The organism is Paenibacillus sp. B01 (assembly GCF_009649995.1).
Taxonomy (GTDB): domain Bacteria; phylum Bacillota; class Bacilli; order Paenibacillales; family Paenibacillaceae; genus Paenibacillus_O; species Paenibacillus_O pasadenensis.
The window spans coordinates 2,760,944-2,775,886 of record NZ_CP045802.1; the positions used below are offsets into that span (position 1 = coordinate 2,760,944).

At 66.1% G+C, this 14,943-nt stretch carries 16 protein-coding genes; 11 read left to right on the top strand and 5 right to left on the bottom strand.

What is annotated here, in order from left to right; genetic code table 11:
* Positions 1-58 precede the first annotated feature (58 nt).
* From GE073_RS11935 to GE073_RS11950, 4 genes are read left to right on the top strand one after another with little or no spacing between them, the layout of a single operon-like run.
* The gene (locus tag GE073_RS11935) at positions 59-769 is read left to right on the top strand and encodes a methyltransferase domain-containing protein (protein WP_028599653.1); all 711 of its coding nucleotides are present in this window, start codon (positions 59-61) and stop codon (positions 767-769) included.
* Complete coding sequence (locus GE073_RS11940; RefSeq protein ID WP_101809095.1) at positions 762-1,949, top strand: NAD(P)/FAD-dependent oxidoreductase; 1,188 nt, start codon at positions 762-764, stop codon at positions 1,947-1,949. The genes GE073_RS11935 and GE073_RS11940 overlap by 8 nt, the downstream gene beginning before the upstream one ends.
* 51 nt (positions 1,950-2,000) lie before the next feature.
* Entirely contained in the window at positions 2,001-2,459 is a 459-nt protein-coding gene (locus tag GE073_RS11945; RefSeq protein ID WP_101809096.1) for a type II toxin-antitoxin system RatA family toxin, read from the top strand.
* 1 nt (position 2,460) lies between these two features.
* Complete coding sequence (locus GE073_RS11950) at positions 2,461-3,696, top strand: beta-ketoacyl-[acyl-carrier-protein] synthase family protein (protein WP_028599650.1); 1,236 nt, start codon at positions 2,461-2,463, stop codon at positions 3,694-3,696.
* A 96-nt stretch (positions 3,697-3,792) separates the two neighbouring features.
* On the opposite strand, the gene GE073_RS11955 is transcribed toward GE073_RS11950, so the two are convergent.
* Together GE073_RS11955 and GE073_RS11960 are read right to left on the bottom strand one after the other, a co-directional pair.
* Positions 3,793-4,071 (bottom strand): DUF2653 family protein, encoded by a 279-nt coding sequence (locus GE073_RS11955; protein WP_028599649.1) that lies wholly within the window; start codon positions 4,069-4,071, stop codon positions 3,793-3,795.
* Positions 4,072-4,075: 4 nt separating this feature from the next.
* A complete protein-coding gene (locus GE073_RS11960) occupies positions 4,076-4,510 on the bottom strand; it encodes a hypothetical protein (RefSeq protein WP_028599648.1) in 435 nt (144 codons plus the stop codon).
* A gap of 144 nt (positions 4,511-4,654) precedes the next feature.
* Between GE073_RS11960 and GE073_RS11965 the strand changes: the two genes are divergently transcribed.
* Positions 4,655-5,194 carry a DUF309 domain-containing protein gene (locus tag GE073_RS11965; RefSeq protein WP_101809097.1) on the top strand — a complete coding sequence of 180 codons (540 nt, stop codon included), beginning with the start codon at positions 4,655-4,657 and terminating at the stop codon, positions 5,192-5,194.
* Between the two features lie 108 nt (positions 5,195-5,302).
* On the opposite strand, the gene GE073_RS11970 is transcribed toward GE073_RS11965, so the two are convergent.
* Entirely contained in the window at positions 5,303-5,893 is a 591-nt protein-coding gene (locus tag GE073_RS11970) for a beta-class carbonic anhydrase (protein WP_028599646.1), read from the bottom strand.
* A gap of 5 nt (positions 5,894-5,898) precedes the next feature.
* Positions 5,899-6,252, bottom strand: coding sequence for an iron-sulfur cluster biosynthesis family protein (locus GE073_RS11975; RefSeq protein WP_101809098.1), 354 nt, complete (start codon positions 6,250-6,252; stop codon positions 5,899-5,901).
* Between the two features lie 122 nt (positions 6,253-6,374).
* Between GE073_RS11975 and GE073_RS11980 the strand changes: the two genes are divergently transcribed.
* Entirely contained in the window at positions 6,375-7,910 is a 1,536-nt protein-coding gene (locus tag GE073_RS11980; RefSeq protein WP_228551444.1) for a carboxypeptidase M32, read from the top strand.
* Between the two features lie 192 nt (positions 7,911-8,102).
* On the opposite strand, the gene GE073_RS11985 is transcribed toward GE073_RS11980, so the two are convergent.
* Positions 8,103-9,362, bottom strand: a complete 1,260-nt coding sequence (locus GE073_RS11985; protein WP_101808325.1) for an IS256 family transposase — start codon at positions 9,360-9,362, stop codon at positions 8,103-8,105.
* Positions 9,363-10,277: 915 nt separating this feature from the next.
* Between GE073_RS11985 and GE073_RS11990 the strand changes: the two genes are divergently transcribed.
* The 5 genes from GE073_RS11990 to GE073_RS12010 all read left to right on the top strand — a co-directional run bounded on the left by GE073_RS11990 (position 10,278) and on the right by GE073_RS12010 (position 14,933).
* Positions 10,278-11,273 (top strand): ABC transporter substrate-binding protein, encoded by a 996-nt coding sequence (locus GE073_RS11990; RefSeq protein WP_028598373.1) that lies wholly within the window; start codon positions 10,278-10,280, stop codon positions 11,271-11,273.
* Positions 11,274-11,307: 34 nt separating this feature from the next.
* Complete coding sequence (locus GE073_RS11995; RefSeq protein ID WP_028598372.1) at positions 11,308-12,105, top strand: ABC transporter ATP-binding protein; 798 nt, start codon at positions 11,308-11,310, stop codon at positions 12,103-12,105.
* A gap of 92 nt (positions 12,106-12,197) precedes the next feature.
* Positions 12,198-13,007 (top strand): ABC transporter permease, encoded by an 810-nt coding sequence (locus tag GE073_RS12000; RefSeq protein ID WP_101809468.1) that lies wholly within the window; start codon positions 12,198-12,200, stop codon positions 13,005-13,007.
* A 175-nt stretch (positions 13,008-13,182) separates the two neighbouring features.
* Entirely contained in the window at positions 13,183-14,178 is a 996-nt protein-coding gene (locus GE073_RS12005; RefSeq protein ID WP_101809100.1) for an aromatic acid exporter family protein, read from the top strand.
* 188 nt (positions 14,179-14,366) lie between these two features.
* Positions 14,367-14,933 carry an outer spore coat protein CotE gene (locus GE073_RS12010; RefSeq protein ID WP_028598369.1) on the top strand — a complete coding sequence of 189 codons (567 nt, stop codon included), beginning with the start codon at positions 14,367-14,369 and terminating at the stop codon, positions 14,931-14,933.
* The last annotated feature ends 10 nt before the right edge of the window (positions 14,934-14,943 follow it).

Genomic DNA, 14,943 nt, shown 5'->3' on the forward strand with positions numbered 1-14,943 from the left:
ATTTGGCACGGGCGGAGCAGACTAAGCCCGTCTCGCGCGGAAGGAGGAGGATGGACCGATGAAGCGCCATGATGCCAAGGAATGGCTGGACGAGGAAGGCGCGGTGGAGCCGCAGGAGCTGGAGCGCAGCCTGCGGGAAGTATGGGCGGTGAACCGCTATCTCGGCGGGAATCCGCCGCTGCTGCGACATTTGGAGCGGCTGCTGGACAGGGCGGGCAAGGCCGGCCCGGCGGCGCGGCCGCTGCGCGTGCTCGACGTGGCGACCGGACTCGCTGACCAGCCGCTCGCCGTGCACCGCTGGGCGGCGGCTCGAGGCTGGCGGCTCCGCGTGACCGGCGTCGAGATCAGCCCGGCGATCGCGGAGCTCGCCCGGCGGCGCACCGCCGCTAACGCCGACATCACGATCGACGTCGCGGACGGGCGGCGGCTGCCGTATGCCGACGGCAGCTTCGACGTCGCCTTCAGCAATTTGGCGCTGCATCATCTGAGCGATGCCGATGCGGTCGCGATGCTGAGCGAGCTGCAGCGGGTGGCGCGCCACGGCTGGGTCGTCACCGACCTGGAGCGCCATCCGCTCGCGTACGGCGCGGCGCGTCTGCTGGCGCTGGCCGTCTGGCGCAGCCCGGTGACGCGCCATGACGGCCCGCTGTCGGTGCGGCGCTCGTACACGGCGGACGAAGCGCTCGAGCTGCTCGGGCGCGCCGGGCTGAACGGCGCCGCCGTGCGCCGCCATTTTCCATGGCGGCTCGCGCTGCTGAGCGATGCTTGACGTGCTCGTCTGCGGCGGAGGGCCGGCCGGCAGCGCGCTCGCGTGGCGGCTCGCGCGCCTCGGCCTGAGCGTGGCGATCGCCGACGCCGGGCGGCATCCGCGGCGCAAGCCATGCGGCGAGTCGCTCAATCCCGGAGCGGCGGCAGCGCTGCAGCGGCTCGCGCGGGACGGAGGCGCGGCGGGCGCTCCGGCATGGAGCGAGCTGCTGGACGAGCTTCATCCGCTGGACGGATGGACGATCCATAGCGGGACGGCGCGGCTGGAGGCTCGTTATCCGGATGGCGCGGGAGGCTGGAGCTGCCGCCGGGAGCGGCTGGACGGCTGGCTGCTGGAGCAGGCGATGCGGGCCGGAGCGAGCCTGCTGCCGGAGTGCCGGGTAAAGGAGGTGCGCCAGGACGGAAGCGGCTGCCGGGCGGCGGCGATCCGCGAGGGCCGGCCCGTCACGCTGGCCGCCCGCTACGTCGTCGGCGCGGACGGCATCCGCTCCGCCGTCGCGCGCTCGGCGGGCTTGTCGGCGCCGCCCGGACCGCTGCGCAAGGTCGCCTTGACCGGGCGCATCGGCGGCTTGGCGGAGCTGCGGCCGCTCGTCGAGCTGCATGCGCAGCCGGGCGTCCTGATCGGCATCGCGCCGCTGTCCGGCGGAGAAGCCAACGCCACGCTCGTGCTGCCTGCGAGGACGGCGGCCGCCTCCGCCGCCGCGCTGAGGAACGGGCAGGAGGCGCTGCTGAGCGCCCTGCGCGCTTCGCCGTCGCTGGCCGCCAGGACGGCCTCAGCGCAAGCGAGCGGAGAGACGCTCGCCTGCGGTCCGTTCGACGCGCCGGTGCGGGCGGTCCGCTCCGGGCGCGTGCTGCTCGTCGGCGACGCGGCGGGCTATTACGACCCGCTCACCGGCCAGGGCCTGTTCCGCGCGCTGCGCGGAGCGGAGCTCGCCGCCGCGGCGCTCGCGGCTGCCCGGCGATCCGACGGAGCGCAGGCGCTGCAGGCGTACGAGAGGCGGCTGCAGCGAGAATTCGGGCCGGGAGCGGCGCTGCAGCGGCTGGTCGAATACGGCGCTTCCCGGCCGAGGCTGTTCCGCGCGGCGCTGGCCGGCATCCGCTGGAGCGGATCGGCTCCGCTGCTCGCTGCGCGCATCGGGGATTGCCCGAGAGGCGCCGGACCCGGCTTGCCGCGTTTTCGCTGAAACAGCGGATGGAGATTTGACAGATATTTTATAGGAAGAAGGCGGCATGCGATGCGTACCTACAATGAAACGGCGATGCAGGCGTCGCCGGAGCGGGTGTTCCGCCTCGCCAGCGACGTGGAGCGGTGGCCGGGGCATCTGAAGCATTATCGTTCGGTGACGTTCCGCTCCGGCGAGGCCGGGGACGGGATCGTGGAGATGAAGGCGTACCGTCCGTTCGGCGCGCTGCGCTGGCCGGTCTGGTGGGTGAGCGAGATGCGGCTGGAGCCGGAGCGGGGCCGGATCGTCTACCGCCATATCGAAGGCGTCACGTCCGGCATGGACGTGGAATGGATCGTCGAGCCGCATGCAGGCGGCAGCCGGGCGGTCATCGTGCATGAATGGAAGCGGCCGCCGGTCGGCCGGCTGGCGGCGAGCGGCATCATCGGTCCGGGCTTCGTGCATGCGATCGCGGAGCGCACGCTGCTCGGGCTGAAGGCGGCGGCCGAAAAGGGAAAGGGAGGCGACTAGAATGGGCGAGCGGAGGGCGGTCATTACCGGCATCGGCTGCGTGACGCCGATCGGCATCGGCGCGGAAGGACTTTGGGAAGGGCTGCGAAAAGGAGAAAGCGCGATTGGAGCGATCGACCGGTTCGCGCCGGAAGGGCTGCGCAGCCGGATCGCCGCGCAGATCCGCGGCTTCGACGCGGGCGACTACATGGATCGGAAACGGGCGCATCGCACCGACCGCTACTCGCAGCTGGCGATCGCATCGGGACGGATGGCGCTCCAGCATGCCGGACTCGATCCGGCTGCGGTCGATTCCGATCGCGCCGGCGTCTTCATGGGCAGCGCGCTCGGCGGCATCGCCTACGCGGAGGAGCAATGCGGGCAGTTCATGAACGGCGGCTATCGCAGCGTCTCGCCGACGCTCGGCTTCTCGGTATTCGGCGGAGCGGCCTCCTGCAATATGGCGATGGAATTCGGCTTCACGGGGCCGAACGAGACGAATGCGATGAGCTGCGCCTCCGGCGCGGTCGCCATCGGGCGGGCGCTGCAGGCGATCCGCCGCGGCGAGGCCGACACGATGCTGGCCGGCGGCTCGGAAGCGCCGCTCTCGCCGCTGTCGTTCGGCGCATTCGACCTGCTGCGGGCGATGTCGACGCGCAACGAGGAGCCGGCCGCGGCGAGCCGGCCGTTCGACCGCCGGCGCGACGGCTTCGTCATGGGCGAAGGCGCGGCGGTGCTCGTCATCGAGGAGGAGGGCCACGCCAGGGCGCGCGGCGCGCGGGTGCTCGCCGAGCTGAGCGGCTTCGGCGTCAGCAACGACGCGCATCATATGAGCGCGCCGCTGCCTTGCGGCACGCAGGCGCAGCGGGCGATGCGGCTCGCGCTGGCGGATGCGGACATGCTGCAGGAAGAGGTCGGCTACATCAATGCGCACGGCTCCTCGACGCCGCTCAACGACGGCACGGAGTCGCGGGTCATCCGCAGCGTGTTCGGCAGCCGCCCTGTCGCCGTGAGCGGGACGAAAGGGCTGTACGGCCATCCGCTCGGCGCGTCCGGCGCGATCGAGGCGGCGATCACGACGCTGGCGCTGTCGCGCGGCTGGCTGCCGCCGACCGCCAATCTCGAGGAGCCGGACGACGAGGCGGCGGACTTCGATCTCGTGACCGGCGCTGGACGCGAGGCGCGGCTCGGAGCGGCGCTGTCCAATTCGTACGGCTTCGGCGGCATCAACGCGACGCTTGCTTTCCGCACACGATGAGCCTGCGGCGCAGCCCGGCCTCTTCCCGAGCGCCGGACAACGAAAAAGGGACGAGGCTGAGCGCTGCTCAGCTTCGTCCCTTTGCGTCTTTGCTGCTTATTCGGCGATGTCCGCCCAGAACTCTTCGTCCGCGTCCAGCGTAATCTGGGAGCGGTAGATCCTGCGGCCGTATTCCTTGAATACGTATTGCTCGATCGCTTCCTTGAGGTTGGCCTCGACGAGGTAATGGGAGCGGTCGGCGATCCATACCTCCGCCGTGAAGCCGTATTCTTCTTCCCAGCTGAGCTGGACCTCGATCGCGCCGGGCTGGATGCCGCGGCGGGCCGACTCGCTCAGGCAGACGGCATTGATGATCTCATCCATCGAAAGCCGCATCGGATCAGTACGGTCTCCGCGTGTCCGGCTCCGGCTTGCGCTTCCTGCGGACGTAGGTGAAGAGCGCGACGACGACCATGACGAGGGCGAAGAGCGCAAGCAAATTGACCATCAGGCCGAGGATCTCGCCCATGAAGCCCATGCCGCCGAACATGCCGCCGAACAGCATGCCGGCGAGGCCGCCGATCATGAGGCCCTTCATCAGCCCGCCGCCGGAGAAGAAGCCCGGCTTCGCTGCGGCGCCGGTCCCGGCGGCGGCTCCGGTATTTTTGTTCGCATCGCTGCGCTGGACGTTGTCGGTCGATTTTTTCGGCGCTTGGGTGTAGCCCTGGCGCGGGGATTTGATGCCGCCGCGCTTCGCGTCTGCCGTGCTGGAGACGATGCCGGTGAAGGCGAGCATGACCGTGAAGGCGATCATCAAAATAAATCCTTTTTTCATCTGGTGATTTGTCCCCTCCATGTGGAATATGTGGCGAACATTGCGTTCGGGTGCCTATACGTCTATCATGGGAAGCAGGTTTCATTTAATTTATAGCTTGCCCGCAAACGCGGTTTTTAAGGATAGGAAAGGGCTGGACGAGTGATGCGGACGATGTCGTTCTATCCGGATGCCTACATCCGGTTTTTGGCGGAATTTCACGGCACGCGGGACTACTTTGAATGCCATGAGCTGCTGGAGGATTATTGGAAGGAGCATCCCGGGAGCGACTCCGGGCTGTGGCACGGACTGATCCAGATCGCGGTCGGCCAGTACCATCTGCGCCGCGGCAACCGGGAGGGCGCACGCAAAATGCTGCGCTCCGCCTGGGAGCGGCTGCGGCGCGAGGATCTGGGACAGGCGGGACTGGACGGTCCGGCCTTGCTCGCGCGGCTGGACGACGCGGCCGGACGTCTGGAAGCGGGGGAGCCGCTGCCCTATCTCAGCTGGACGCTTCCGATCGCGGACGACTCCTTGCTCGAGGCGGCGCGGGAGGAGTGCGCTCGGCTCGAGGCGGACTGGTGCGCCGGCGGCGAGCCGGCGGCGGCGATCGTCCACCGGCATCGCCTGCGCGACCGCAGCGAAGTGATTTTGGCGCGGCGCGAGTCGATCGAGCGCAGGCGGCCCGGCGTATCGCCGGAGTAGCGCGGACCCGGGGGGCCATGGAGAACAAAAAAGCGGAAGCGGAACGATCGCCGAGCCAGCTCGGCTTTCGTCCCGCTTCCGCTTTCGTTGTCTTGGGAGGAATCAGTATCAGTTCTCGGATGCGGGCGGCTGCTTCAGAAACTCATGGCCGTCCGTGACGAGGTCGAGCTTGCCGGTCTGCGGGTCGATGATGAGGCCGCTGACGGGGATGCCGGACGGGAGCAGCGGGTGGTTGCGCACGATGCCGACGCTCTTCTCGACGCTCGAGCGCACGTTGTCGAAGCCGGTCAGCCAGCGGTGGAAGTCGACGCCGGAATGCTTGAGCGTGCGGATCGTCGTCTGGGAGACGCCGCGGCTGACCATCTTGCCGATGATCGCCTCGGGATCGATGCCGGTCATGCCGCAATTGTAGTGTCCGATGATGACGACTTCCTCGGCCTGCAGCTCGTAGATCGCCACCAGGATGCTGCGCATGATGTTGCCGAACGGCTGCGTGACGATCGCGCCGGCGTTCTTGAGCACCTTGGCGTCGCCGTTGCGCAGGTTCATCGCCCGCGGCAGCAGCTCCGTCAGCCGCGTATCCATGCAGGTGAGGATGACCATCTTCTTGTCGGGGAAGCGGTCGGTGAGGTACTCCTCATACTTTTTCTCTTCGACGAACTGCTTGTTGAAGGACAGGATCTGCTCGATGTTGTTCATGGACGTTACCGACCTTTCTCCGAGGGTTGGAACTGCGGCGCGCGGGGGAAGAAGCGCAAGTCGTAGTTGTAGATCTGGCTGTCGCTGGAGAGGATGAACGCGTCGCGCTCCCGGCTGTAGCCGAGCTTCAGCTCCGGTTCGAAAAACACCTCGTAGCGCTCCTCGTACAGGAACGGATAAGGATCTCCCTCGCCCTGGACGTCTCCGGATAGCGGCTCCTGCACGACATACAGGGCGGACACGCCGTTTACGACGCAGCCGCAGCCTTCCGTATCGTACACCAGCTTGAGCATGGCCTGCCCGTCGCCGACATACGGCTGCAGCTTGTCCGCCGCTTCCGGACGGAATGTGATGCGCATCCGAATCTCCTCCTTTTGCGGGGAGTCCTGCCGGACCGGGCTCCCGCGCGGTTACCGTTGATTATACGGGCTGTGCCCGTTATGATTCAAGTAGACCGACGACCTTCGAAGAGGAAAGGAAGATGAAGCACATGGCAGAAGCCGCGACCGCTTATGAAAAGGCATTGACCGAATTCCGCGAGCTGGACCGCAAGATCGTCCGCTATCAGGAGGCTGCGGCCGTCATCGGCTGGGATCTCCGGACAGGCGCTCCGCGCAAGGGCCATGCCGGCCGCGCCGAGGTGCTCGGCATGCTCGGCGCGGAAGCGTTCCAGCTGGCCACCTCGCCGCGCATGGGCGAGCTGCTCGAGCAGCTGGAGGAGAAGGAAGCGCAGGCGGCGCTCGGCGAGATCGACCGCAAGCTCGTCTCCGAGACGCGCCGCTCGTACGATCGCAGCGTGAAGATTCCGCCCAAGCTGTACGAGGAGTATGTCGTGCTGGCGTCGCAGTCGGAATCCGCCTGGGAGCAGGCGCGCAAGGACAACGATTTCCCGGCGTTCCAGGGCTACCTGGAGCGGGTCATCGGCTACACGAACCAGTTCATCGACCTGTGGGGGCCGAAGGCGACCCGCTACGACACGCTGCTGGACGATTACGAGCCGGACATGACCGTCCAGGAGCTCGACGAGATCTTCACCTCGCTGCGCGGCCAGCTCGTGCCGCTCGCGGCCGCGATCGCCGCCTCGCCGAACCGTCCGGACCGCGCCTTCCTCGAGGGCCTGTTCGACAAGGAGCGGCAAAAGGAGTTCAGCCGCTACATGCTCGGGCAGCTCGGCTACGATTTCGAAGGCGGCCGCATCGACGAGAGCGCCCATCCGTTCCAGACGACGTTCAATCTCGGCGACGTGCGCGTCACGACGCGCTATTTGCCGGAGGACGTGACGAGCGCGCTGTTCGGCACGATCCACGAGGCGGGACATGCCCTTTACGAGCAGAACATATCGCCGGAGCTCGCAGGCACGTCGCTGTGCCACGGCACGTCGATGGGCATCCATGAGTCGCAGTCGCGCTTCTGGGAAAACATCGTCGGCCGCAGCCGCCCGTTCTGGCAGCGGTACTTCCCCGATCTGCAGAGCCGGTTCCCCGAGCAGCTCGCCGGCGTCGACGCCGAGGCGTTCTACCGCTCGCAGAACGCGGTGCAGCCGTCGCTCATCCGCATCGAGGCCGACGAGCTGACGTACAACCTGCACATCATCATCCGCTACGAGATCGAGAAGCTGATCTTCAACGAAGGCGCCAAGGCAGCCGATCTGCCGGCGATCTGGAACGACAAGTACCGCGAGTACCTCGGCATCACGCCGCCGAGCGACGCCGACGGCGTCATGCAGGACGTGCATTGGAGCGCCGGCCTGTTCGGCTACTTCCCGTCCTACTCGCTCGGCAACATCTACTCGGCGCAGCTGGCGGATGCGATGAAGACCGCCCTGCCGAACATGGAGGAGCTGGTCGCCAAGGGCGAGCTGGCGCCGATCCGCGGCTGGCTGACCGAGCATGTGCACCGCCACGGCCGCTTGCGCACGCCCAAGGAGATCATCCTCGGCGCGACGGGCAAGCCGCTTGACTCGTCCCATCTGGTCCAGTACCTGCGGACGAAGTACACCGATATCTATAAGCTGTAGGCGCCGAAGCGCCGCAGCCGTCAAGCCTCCCGACCGATCCGGACGGGAGGCTTGACGGCTTTTTTGACGTTGCGGCGCTGCTGTCCTGGCCGCAGCGCGGAAAAACCGAGCAACTCGGACGTGCAGCGGGAGAAACGGGTCAAGTCCATAATTGTGTGTAAAAACACTTCTCGGTAGAAAATGGAATCGGGTTTAAAGGCTGTCCGTCGCTTCCGTCATGGTGGTGCTGGTTTCCTGCTCCTCCGAGCCGGCGCCCTGAGTGGCTTTCTGCTTCTTCCACGCCTTGAAGTCCGTCATGTCCATGTACGGCTTCTTCGTCATCCAGTACTCGTTCTCTTCCATGAGCATGGCTCCGATGAGACGGATGACGGAAGCGCGATTGGGAAAGATGCGGATGACCGTCTCGCGCCTGCGGATCTCCCCGTTCAGGCGTTCCATGCCGTTGGAGGTGCGCAGCCGCACGCGGTAGGCCTCCGGGAAGGCCAGCACCGCGACGGCGTCCTCGAACCCGTCCTCCAGTATTTTCATCGCTTTGGGTGCTGTCTCGGCATACGCCTCAAGCGTCTGTTCGAGATAGGAACGAGCCGTCTTCATGTCGGGCGCATCGAAGATCGATCGGACGCGACTCTTGATTTCGCTTTGGAGCGCTTTGGGCGCTGCGTTCAGCACGTTCTTGATGAAGTGCGTCTGGCACCGCTGCCACGAGACCCCTTGAAACTCCTTCTCGATGGCCTTGACCAGCCCGCCATGATAGTCGCTCGTGACGAGCTCTACGCCGTGCAGGCCGCGCTCTTTCAGCCAGCGGAAGTAGGCGCCCCAGCTCTCCTCCGACTCGGTGTCGTCGACGCGCAGGCCCAGAATCTCACGCCGGCCTTGCTCGTTCACGCCGTAGCCCACCAGAACGCCTCGAGAACAGATACGGCCTTCTTCACGCACCTTCACGTAGATCGCATCGATGGTGATGAAGGGGAAGGCGTGGTCGGCCAGAGAGCGGTTGTTCCAGTCGTGGACAGCCGGGTCCAGCTGCTTGCACAGGTGGCTGACCGTTGACTTGGAGAACTCGGTTCCGCACAGCTCCTCGGTGATTTTAGTCACCTTGCGCGTCGACACGCCGTTGATGACCATTTCCATGAGCGAGAGAACCAGCGCTTGCTCGCTGCGCTGATACCGGGCGAAAAGCTCGGTAGAAAAGGAGCCGTCCCGAAACCGGGGGACGCGCAAGGTGACGCTGCCAGCGCGGGTAATGACGTCGCGCTCGTAGCTGCCGTTGCGATAGCCCTTGCGCTCGCTGGTGCGCTCGTACGTCTGCGCCGCCAGCTGATCTGTCGCCTGGGCTGTCAGCACCTGATTCAGCACCGTCTCCAACAAGCGGGCCACTCCCGCGTCCCGATCGGTTCCGATAAACAGCTGGTGCAAAATGTCCTGATCTACGGTAATCTGGTATTGAGTCATGTGTAGGCACTCTCCTTGGAATGTTGGTCTCGACAACTTCCATTCTAACCGAGAGTCCTACCATGGCTTTTCTTTTTATGGTCAGGAGCATTTTACACAATTATATGGACTTAACTGAGAAACGGCGGAGTTGCGCGGAAAAACCGAGTAACTCGGACGTGCAGCAAGGGAAACGGGCGGAGTTGCGCGGAAAAACCGAGTAACTCGGACGCGCAGCGGGAGAAACGGCGAAGTTGCGCGGAAAAACCGAGTAACTCGGGTGTGCAGCAAGGGAAACGGGCGGAGTTGCGCGGAAAAACCGAGTAACTCGGCGCGATCGGCGGCTGAACGGGGGAATTATGCGGAAAAACCGAGCAACTCGGCGCGAGCAAGTCGAAGAATCGAGTTGCGGGCTGGCCGGAGGCCCGATAACGAAGGGCTCGGGGGTGAGGAGAGCCAAACGGCGTGCAATCGGATTGCGGCTGGCAAGCGAAGCGGCAGCCGATGGGGAACCGGAGAGCGAAGCGGACGGGGGCTCGTGGAGAAGCGGCAGCGGTTCCCTTGGAGGCCGGATTCCTTCCGTTTCGGAAAAATGGAATCAAAGGAATCTGGGCTCCAGGGAGATCGGAACGAGTTCCCGCTCCGCGAAGCGGGTGCCGGTTTCGGAGCCGGCTCCGCCGTACAAGCGCCTCCGGTTTCGGAGCCAGCTCCGCCGTACAAGCGCCTCCGGTTACGTTGCCAGCTCCGCCGGGCAAGCGCAGCCGGTGACGATGCCCGCTCCTCGACGCGCGAGCTTCCGGTCCATGCCGGGGCAAATCTGCCCCGGCTGCTTGCGTTTCATGCCGCCCCCAGGCGGCGTGCGGCCTATGCACCCCTCCCGCCAGCCGCGCATAGGCTACAGCACAGAACGTTCGAACCTAAGGGAGGCTATCTGACATGAATCGAAAGGCGATCGCGGGGCTGATGCTGGCGGCTGCGCTGGCGATGGCGGCGCTGCCCGGATGCGGCGCCGGGAAGGAAGAGGCGGTCAAGGTGCGCATCGGCGAGGTGACCCGCTCGGTCTTCTACGCTCCGCAGTACGTGGCGCTGGCCGAAGGCTTTTTCAAGGAAGAGGGGCTGGACGTCGAGCTGCAGACGACGGCCGGCGGCGACAAGACGATGACGGCGCTGCTGTCCGGCGGCGTCGACGTGGCGCTCGTCGGTCCGGAGACGTCGATCTACGTCTACCAGCAAGGCGCGGACGATCCGGTCCTGAGCTTCGCCCAAGTGACGCAGACGGACGGCACCTTCCTCGTGTCCCGCTCGGGCAAGCCGCTTGACTGGAACGACCTCAAGGGAGCGAAATTCCTCGGTCAGCGCAAAGGCGGCATGCCGCAAATGGCCGGCGAGTTCGCGCTCAAAAAGCATGGGATCGATCCGCACGCGGATCTCGATTTGATCCAGAACATCGATTTCGCCAACATCACGGCCGCATACGCCTCCGGCACCGGCGACTACGTGCAGCTGTTCGAGCCGCAGGCGTCGATGATCGAGCAGGAAGGCAAAGGCAAGGTCGTCGCCTCGTTCGGGGTGGAGAGCGGCAAGCTGCCATATACGGCATTCATGAGCAAACAGAGCTATATCGAGAAGAACGCCGACACGGTGCAGAAGTTCACGGACGCGCTGCAGAAGGCGCAGACCTGGGTGAAGGAGCATAGCGCCGAGGACATCGCGGATGCTGTCGGCACGTATTTCCCGAATACCGACAAAGCGATCCTCGTCTCCTCGATCGACCGCTACAAGCAGCAAGGCTCCTATGCCGAGAACCCGATCATCGACGAGCAGGAATGGAACAATCTGCTCGACGTCATGACGTCGGCAGGCGAGCTCAAGGAGCGCGCGGAGCATGGCAAGCTGGTCGACAACTCCTTCGCGGAGAAGGCCGGCAAGTAGAGCGCCGAGAGGGCGGCGGGAGAGGAGGAAGCGGATGGCGGAGAGAAGCGTTATGCTGGAGCTGCGCTCGGTGTCGCATGTGTATGTCGGCCGGCAAGGCGCGTCGCTGGCGGTGGAGGAGCTCAGCCTGGCCGTCGGGCGCGGCGAGTTCGTCAGCCTCGTCGGGCCGAGCGGCTGCGGCAAGACGACCGTGCTCAGCCTGCTCGCAGGGCTGCTGCGGCCGGCGTCCGGAGAGGTGCGGGTAGGCGGCCGGGAGGTCGAGAAGCCTTCCGCCAAGGTCGGCTACATGCTGCAGCAGGACTGCCTGCTGCCGTGGCGCACGATTCTCGACAACGCCGCGCTCGGCCTCGAGATCGGAGGGGCGCCTGCCGCGGCGCGGATCGAGGCGGCCGGACGGCTGCTGGCGGAGGTCGGCCTGGATGGAACGGGCGGCCGCTACCCCGGCGAGCTGTCGGGCGGCATGCGCCAGCGCGTCGCGCTGGCGCGCACGCTCGCGCCGGATCCGGAGGTGCTGCTGCTCGACGAGCCGTTCTCGGCGCTCGACATGCAGATCAAGATGCAGCTCGAGGACCTCGTGCAGGCGACGCTGCGGCGGCTCGGCAAGACGGCGGTGCTCGTCACCCATGATCTGGCCGAGGCGGCGGCGATGAGCGACCGCGTCATCGTGCTCGCGCCGCATCCCGGCCGCATCCGGGCCGAGATCGCCGTGCCGCCGGAGCTGCGGAGGCTGGCGCCGACGGAGGCGCGCAAGCATCCGGCGTTCCAGGCCGTGTTCGACGAGCTGTGGCTGGAGATGAGCGCCGGAGAAGCGGAAGGGGGAGAGGCGGGATGAACGAGCTCGATGTTTGGAGCGGCAGCGGCGGCTCCCCCGGCTCCGGCCGGAAGAGCGGCAGGGGCGGCCGCAGGCGGCTGTCGCTGTCGTCGATGCCGGAGAGCCGGCTGGCGGAGCTGCATCGCCTTTATATGAAGCGCAGCCGCCGCATCGGCGCCGCCGTGCTCGGCGTGCAGCTGTTCGTGCTGGCTGCGCTGCTCGGGCTCTGGGAGGCGGCCGGCAGGCTGCGCTGGATCGATCCGCTGCTGTTCAGCTACCCGTCCAAAATCGCCGGGCTGCTCGCCAGCTCGTCGGCGGATGGCACCTTGTGGCCGCATGTCGGCGTGACGGTGGCGGAGACCGCCTCGGGCTTCCTGCTCGGGACGCTGCTCGGCACGGCGCTCGCGGCGCTGCTTTGGTGGTTTCCTTTTCTGGCGCGGGTATGCGATCCGTATCTGGTCGTGTTCAACAGCCTGCCGAAGGTGGCGCTGGGGCCGATCTTCATCGTGGCGCTCGGACAGGGCTTCGTCTCGATCCTGGCGGTAACGCTGACGATGACGGTCATCGTGACGACGATCGGCATCTGCAACCGGTTCCGCGACATGGAGCCGGGACTCGTGAAGGTCGTGCGGCTGCTCGGCGGCTCCCGCTGGCAGCTGTTCCGCCTCGTCATCCTGCCGGGCTCGTTCCCGGTCATCATCTCGACGCTCAAGGTGAACGTCGGGCTCGCCTGGGTCGGCGTCATCGTCGGCGAGTTCCTGGTGGCCAAGGAAGGACTCGGCTATCTGATCATCTACGGCTTCCAGGTGTTCAACTTCACGCTTGTCCTCTCCACGCTCGTCGTCATCGCGGTCGCCGCGACGCTCATGTACCAGGCCGTGGCGCTGCTGGAAAAGCGGATCGTCTCCGGCGGACGCGACTAGCGGCTGACCGGAATGCTGCGGCGCGAGGCGGGCGGACCGCCTCGACCCGGTTGACGTTCGGCAGGCGACGATCTACGATGGAACAAAGGCGAGCCATGCGGCTCCGCCGCAGCCGCCCGCCGGCTGCCGGCGGAGCTTTTTGGCTAGAGCGGCGGGAAAGCGGGATGGTGACGGCATGAAGTGGATCGGCTGGAGAGTGGCGAAAACGGCGGCGGCGGTGGCGGCGGCGATCGCGACGGCGCAGCTGCTGGACCTGGAGCAGCCGCTGTTCGCCGGCGTTCTGGCGATACTCGGCGTCGAGGTGACGAGGCGCAGCGGATTGCGCAGCCTGTTCGAGCGGGTCAGCGCCTCGCTGCTCGCGCTCGCGGCTTCCTCCGTGCTGTTCGAGGCGATCGGATATGCGATCTGGACGGCGGCGATCTATGTGCTGCTCGTCTTCCCGGTGCTGTCGCGGCTGAAGCTGCAGAGCGGCATCGTGCCGGGGAGCGTGCTGGTGTTCCATGTGTATGCGGCCGGCGAGGTGACGATGGAGCTGCTTGTCAACGAGGTGCTGCTGCTGCTCGTCGGGCTCGGCTGCGCCTCCTTGATCAACAACGCCTATATGCCGGGCGAACGCAGCCGGCTGGCGGAGCTGCGGACACTCGTCGAGGACCGCTTCGCCAGCCTGTTCGCCGGCATGGCGGCGGTCATGCGCAAGCCCGACATGCTATGGGACGGAGCGGAGCTGCTGCAGGCGGACGGGCTTGTGCGGGAAGGGCTCGAGCGGTCGCTGCGCGAGCAGCACAACCGGCCGTGGGCGCCGCGGTTTTATTGGAACGATTATTTCGGCATGAGGCGCCGGCAGCTCGAGAGCATCGGCTCGATGATGGAGCTGCTCGCTCATGCGTACGACCGGGAAGCGGTGCCGCAGGCCGAGCGCATCGCCGAGCTGCTGGAGACGATGGAGGCGGCGATCCGCTCCGACTATTATGAAAGCGGGCCGCGCGAGGCGCTGGCCGCCCTGCGCCAGAGCTTCCGCTCGATGGAGCTGCCGCGCACGCGCGAGGAGTTCGAGATCCGCTCGGCGCTGCTCCAGTTCACGGTGGAGCTGGACCGCTTCCTCGACACGGCGAGCCGCCTGAAGAAGCGGCGCGAGGAAGGCGGCGACGAGGCCGCCGCTTCAGGCCGCTGACCGCGTCCGCGGCTCGGGACAGACTTTTTTTCGGCCGACGGCCGCCCCTGTGTCATGTTCCTCCGGCCTGCCCCATACAATGGAACAGGTATAATTCGTTGCGGCGTCCGAATGAAGAAAGCAGTCACCCTAGACGAATGACCTGCATACACTTGTAAGGAATGATGGCATGGAGGAGGTTAAACGAAATGACGATTGCAGATAAACAGCTTCAGACTAGAGAGATCATCACGAAAGCTGTCTGCGGGAAAGGTCGCAAGTTCTCGACGGTGTCCCATACCGTCACTCCCCCTCACCGCCCCACCAGCATCCTGGGCGCTTGGGTAATCAACCACCAATACGAGGCGGTTCGGTCGGGAGACGGCATCGAGGTGGTCGGATCGTACGACATCAACATCTGGTATTCGTACAACAAAAACTCGCAGACGGATGTCGCGAAGGAGACGGTCTCCTACGTCGAGAACATTCCGCTGTCCTATGTCGACCCGAAGCACCGGGCTTCGACGGAGGAAGTATCGGCGGAGTCGACGCAGGAGCCGAACTGCATCGAGGCGAACATCTCCTCGAGCGGCTCTTCGGTCGTCGTGCGCGTGGAGCGCGAGTTCAGCGTCGAGATGATCGCCGAGACGAAGGTGTGCGTAGCCGTCGTCCCGGGCGGCTGCGACGACTTCGACGGCAAGGACAAATACGGCTACGACGACGGTGACGGCAGCTTCGAGGATCTGGACCCCGATCTGCTCGACGACGAGCTGTAAACGAAGGGCT

Bases quoted from the DNA above. Each gene is read 5' to 3' on its own strand.
- GE073_RS11955 (WP_028599649.1), bottom strand. From the start codon at position 4,071: ATGCGGCTTTCGATGGATGAGATCATCAATGCCGTCTGCCTGAGCGAG.
- GE073_RS11950 (WP_028599650.1), top strand. From the start codon at position 2,461: ATGGGCGAGCGGAGGGCGGTCATTACCGGCATCGGCTGCGTGACGCCG.
- GE073_RS11985 (WP_101808325.1), bottom strand. From the start codon at position 9,362: ATGACTCAATACCAGATTACCGTAGATCAGGACATTTTGCACCAGCTG.
- GE073_RS11960 (WP_028599648.1), bottom strand. From the start codon at position 4,510: ATGAAAAAAGGATTTATTTTGATGATCGCCTTCACGGTCATGCTCGCC.
- GE073_RS11980 (WP_228551444.1), top strand. From the start codon at position 6,375: ATGAAGCACATGGCAGAAGCCGCGACCGCTTATGAAAAGGCATTGACC.
- GE073_RS11975 (WP_101809098.1), bottom strand. From the start codon at position 6,252: ATGCGCATCACATTCCGTCCGGAAGCGGCGGACAAGCTGCAGCCGTAT.
- GE073_RS11965 (WP_101809097.1), top strand. From the start codon at position 4,655: ATGCGGACGATGTCGTTCTATCCGGATGCCTACATCCGGTTTTTGGCG.
- GE073_RS11990 (WP_028598373.1), top strand. From the start codon at position 10,278: ATGAATCGAAAGGCGATCGCGGGGCTGATGCTGGCGGCTGCGCTGGCG.
- GE073_RS12000 (WP_101809468.1), top strand. From the start codon at position 12,198: ATGCCGGAGAGCCGGCTGGCGGAGCTGCATCGCCTTTATATGAAGCGC.
- GE073_RS12005 (WP_101809100.1), top strand. From the start codon at position 13,183: ATGAAGTGGATCGGCTGGAGAGTGGCGAAAACGGCGGCGGCGGTGGCG.
- GE073_RS12010 (WP_028598369.1), top strand. From the start codon at position 14,367: ATGACGATTGCAGATAAACAGCTTCAGACTAGAGAGATCATCACGAAA.
- GE073_RS11940 (WP_101809095.1), top strand. From the start codon at position 762: ATGCTTGACGTGCTCGTCTGCGGCGGAGGGCCGGCCGGCAGCGCGCTC.
- GE073_RS11935 (WP_028599653.1), top strand. From the start codon at position 59: ATGAAGCGCCATGATGCCAAGGAATGGCTGGACGAGGAAGGCGCGGTG.
- GE073_RS11995 (WP_028598372.1), top strand. From the start codon at position 11,308: ATGGCGGAGAGAAGCGTTATGCTGGAGCTGCGCTCGGTGTCGCATGTG.
- GE073_RS11970 (WP_028599646.1), bottom strand. From the start codon at position 5,893: ATGAACAACATCGAGCAGATCCTGTCCTTCAACAAGCAGTTCGTCGAA.
- GE073_RS11945 (WP_101809096.1), top strand. From the start codon at position 2,001: ATGCGTACCTACAATGAAACGGCGATGCAGGCGTCGCCGGAGCGGGTG.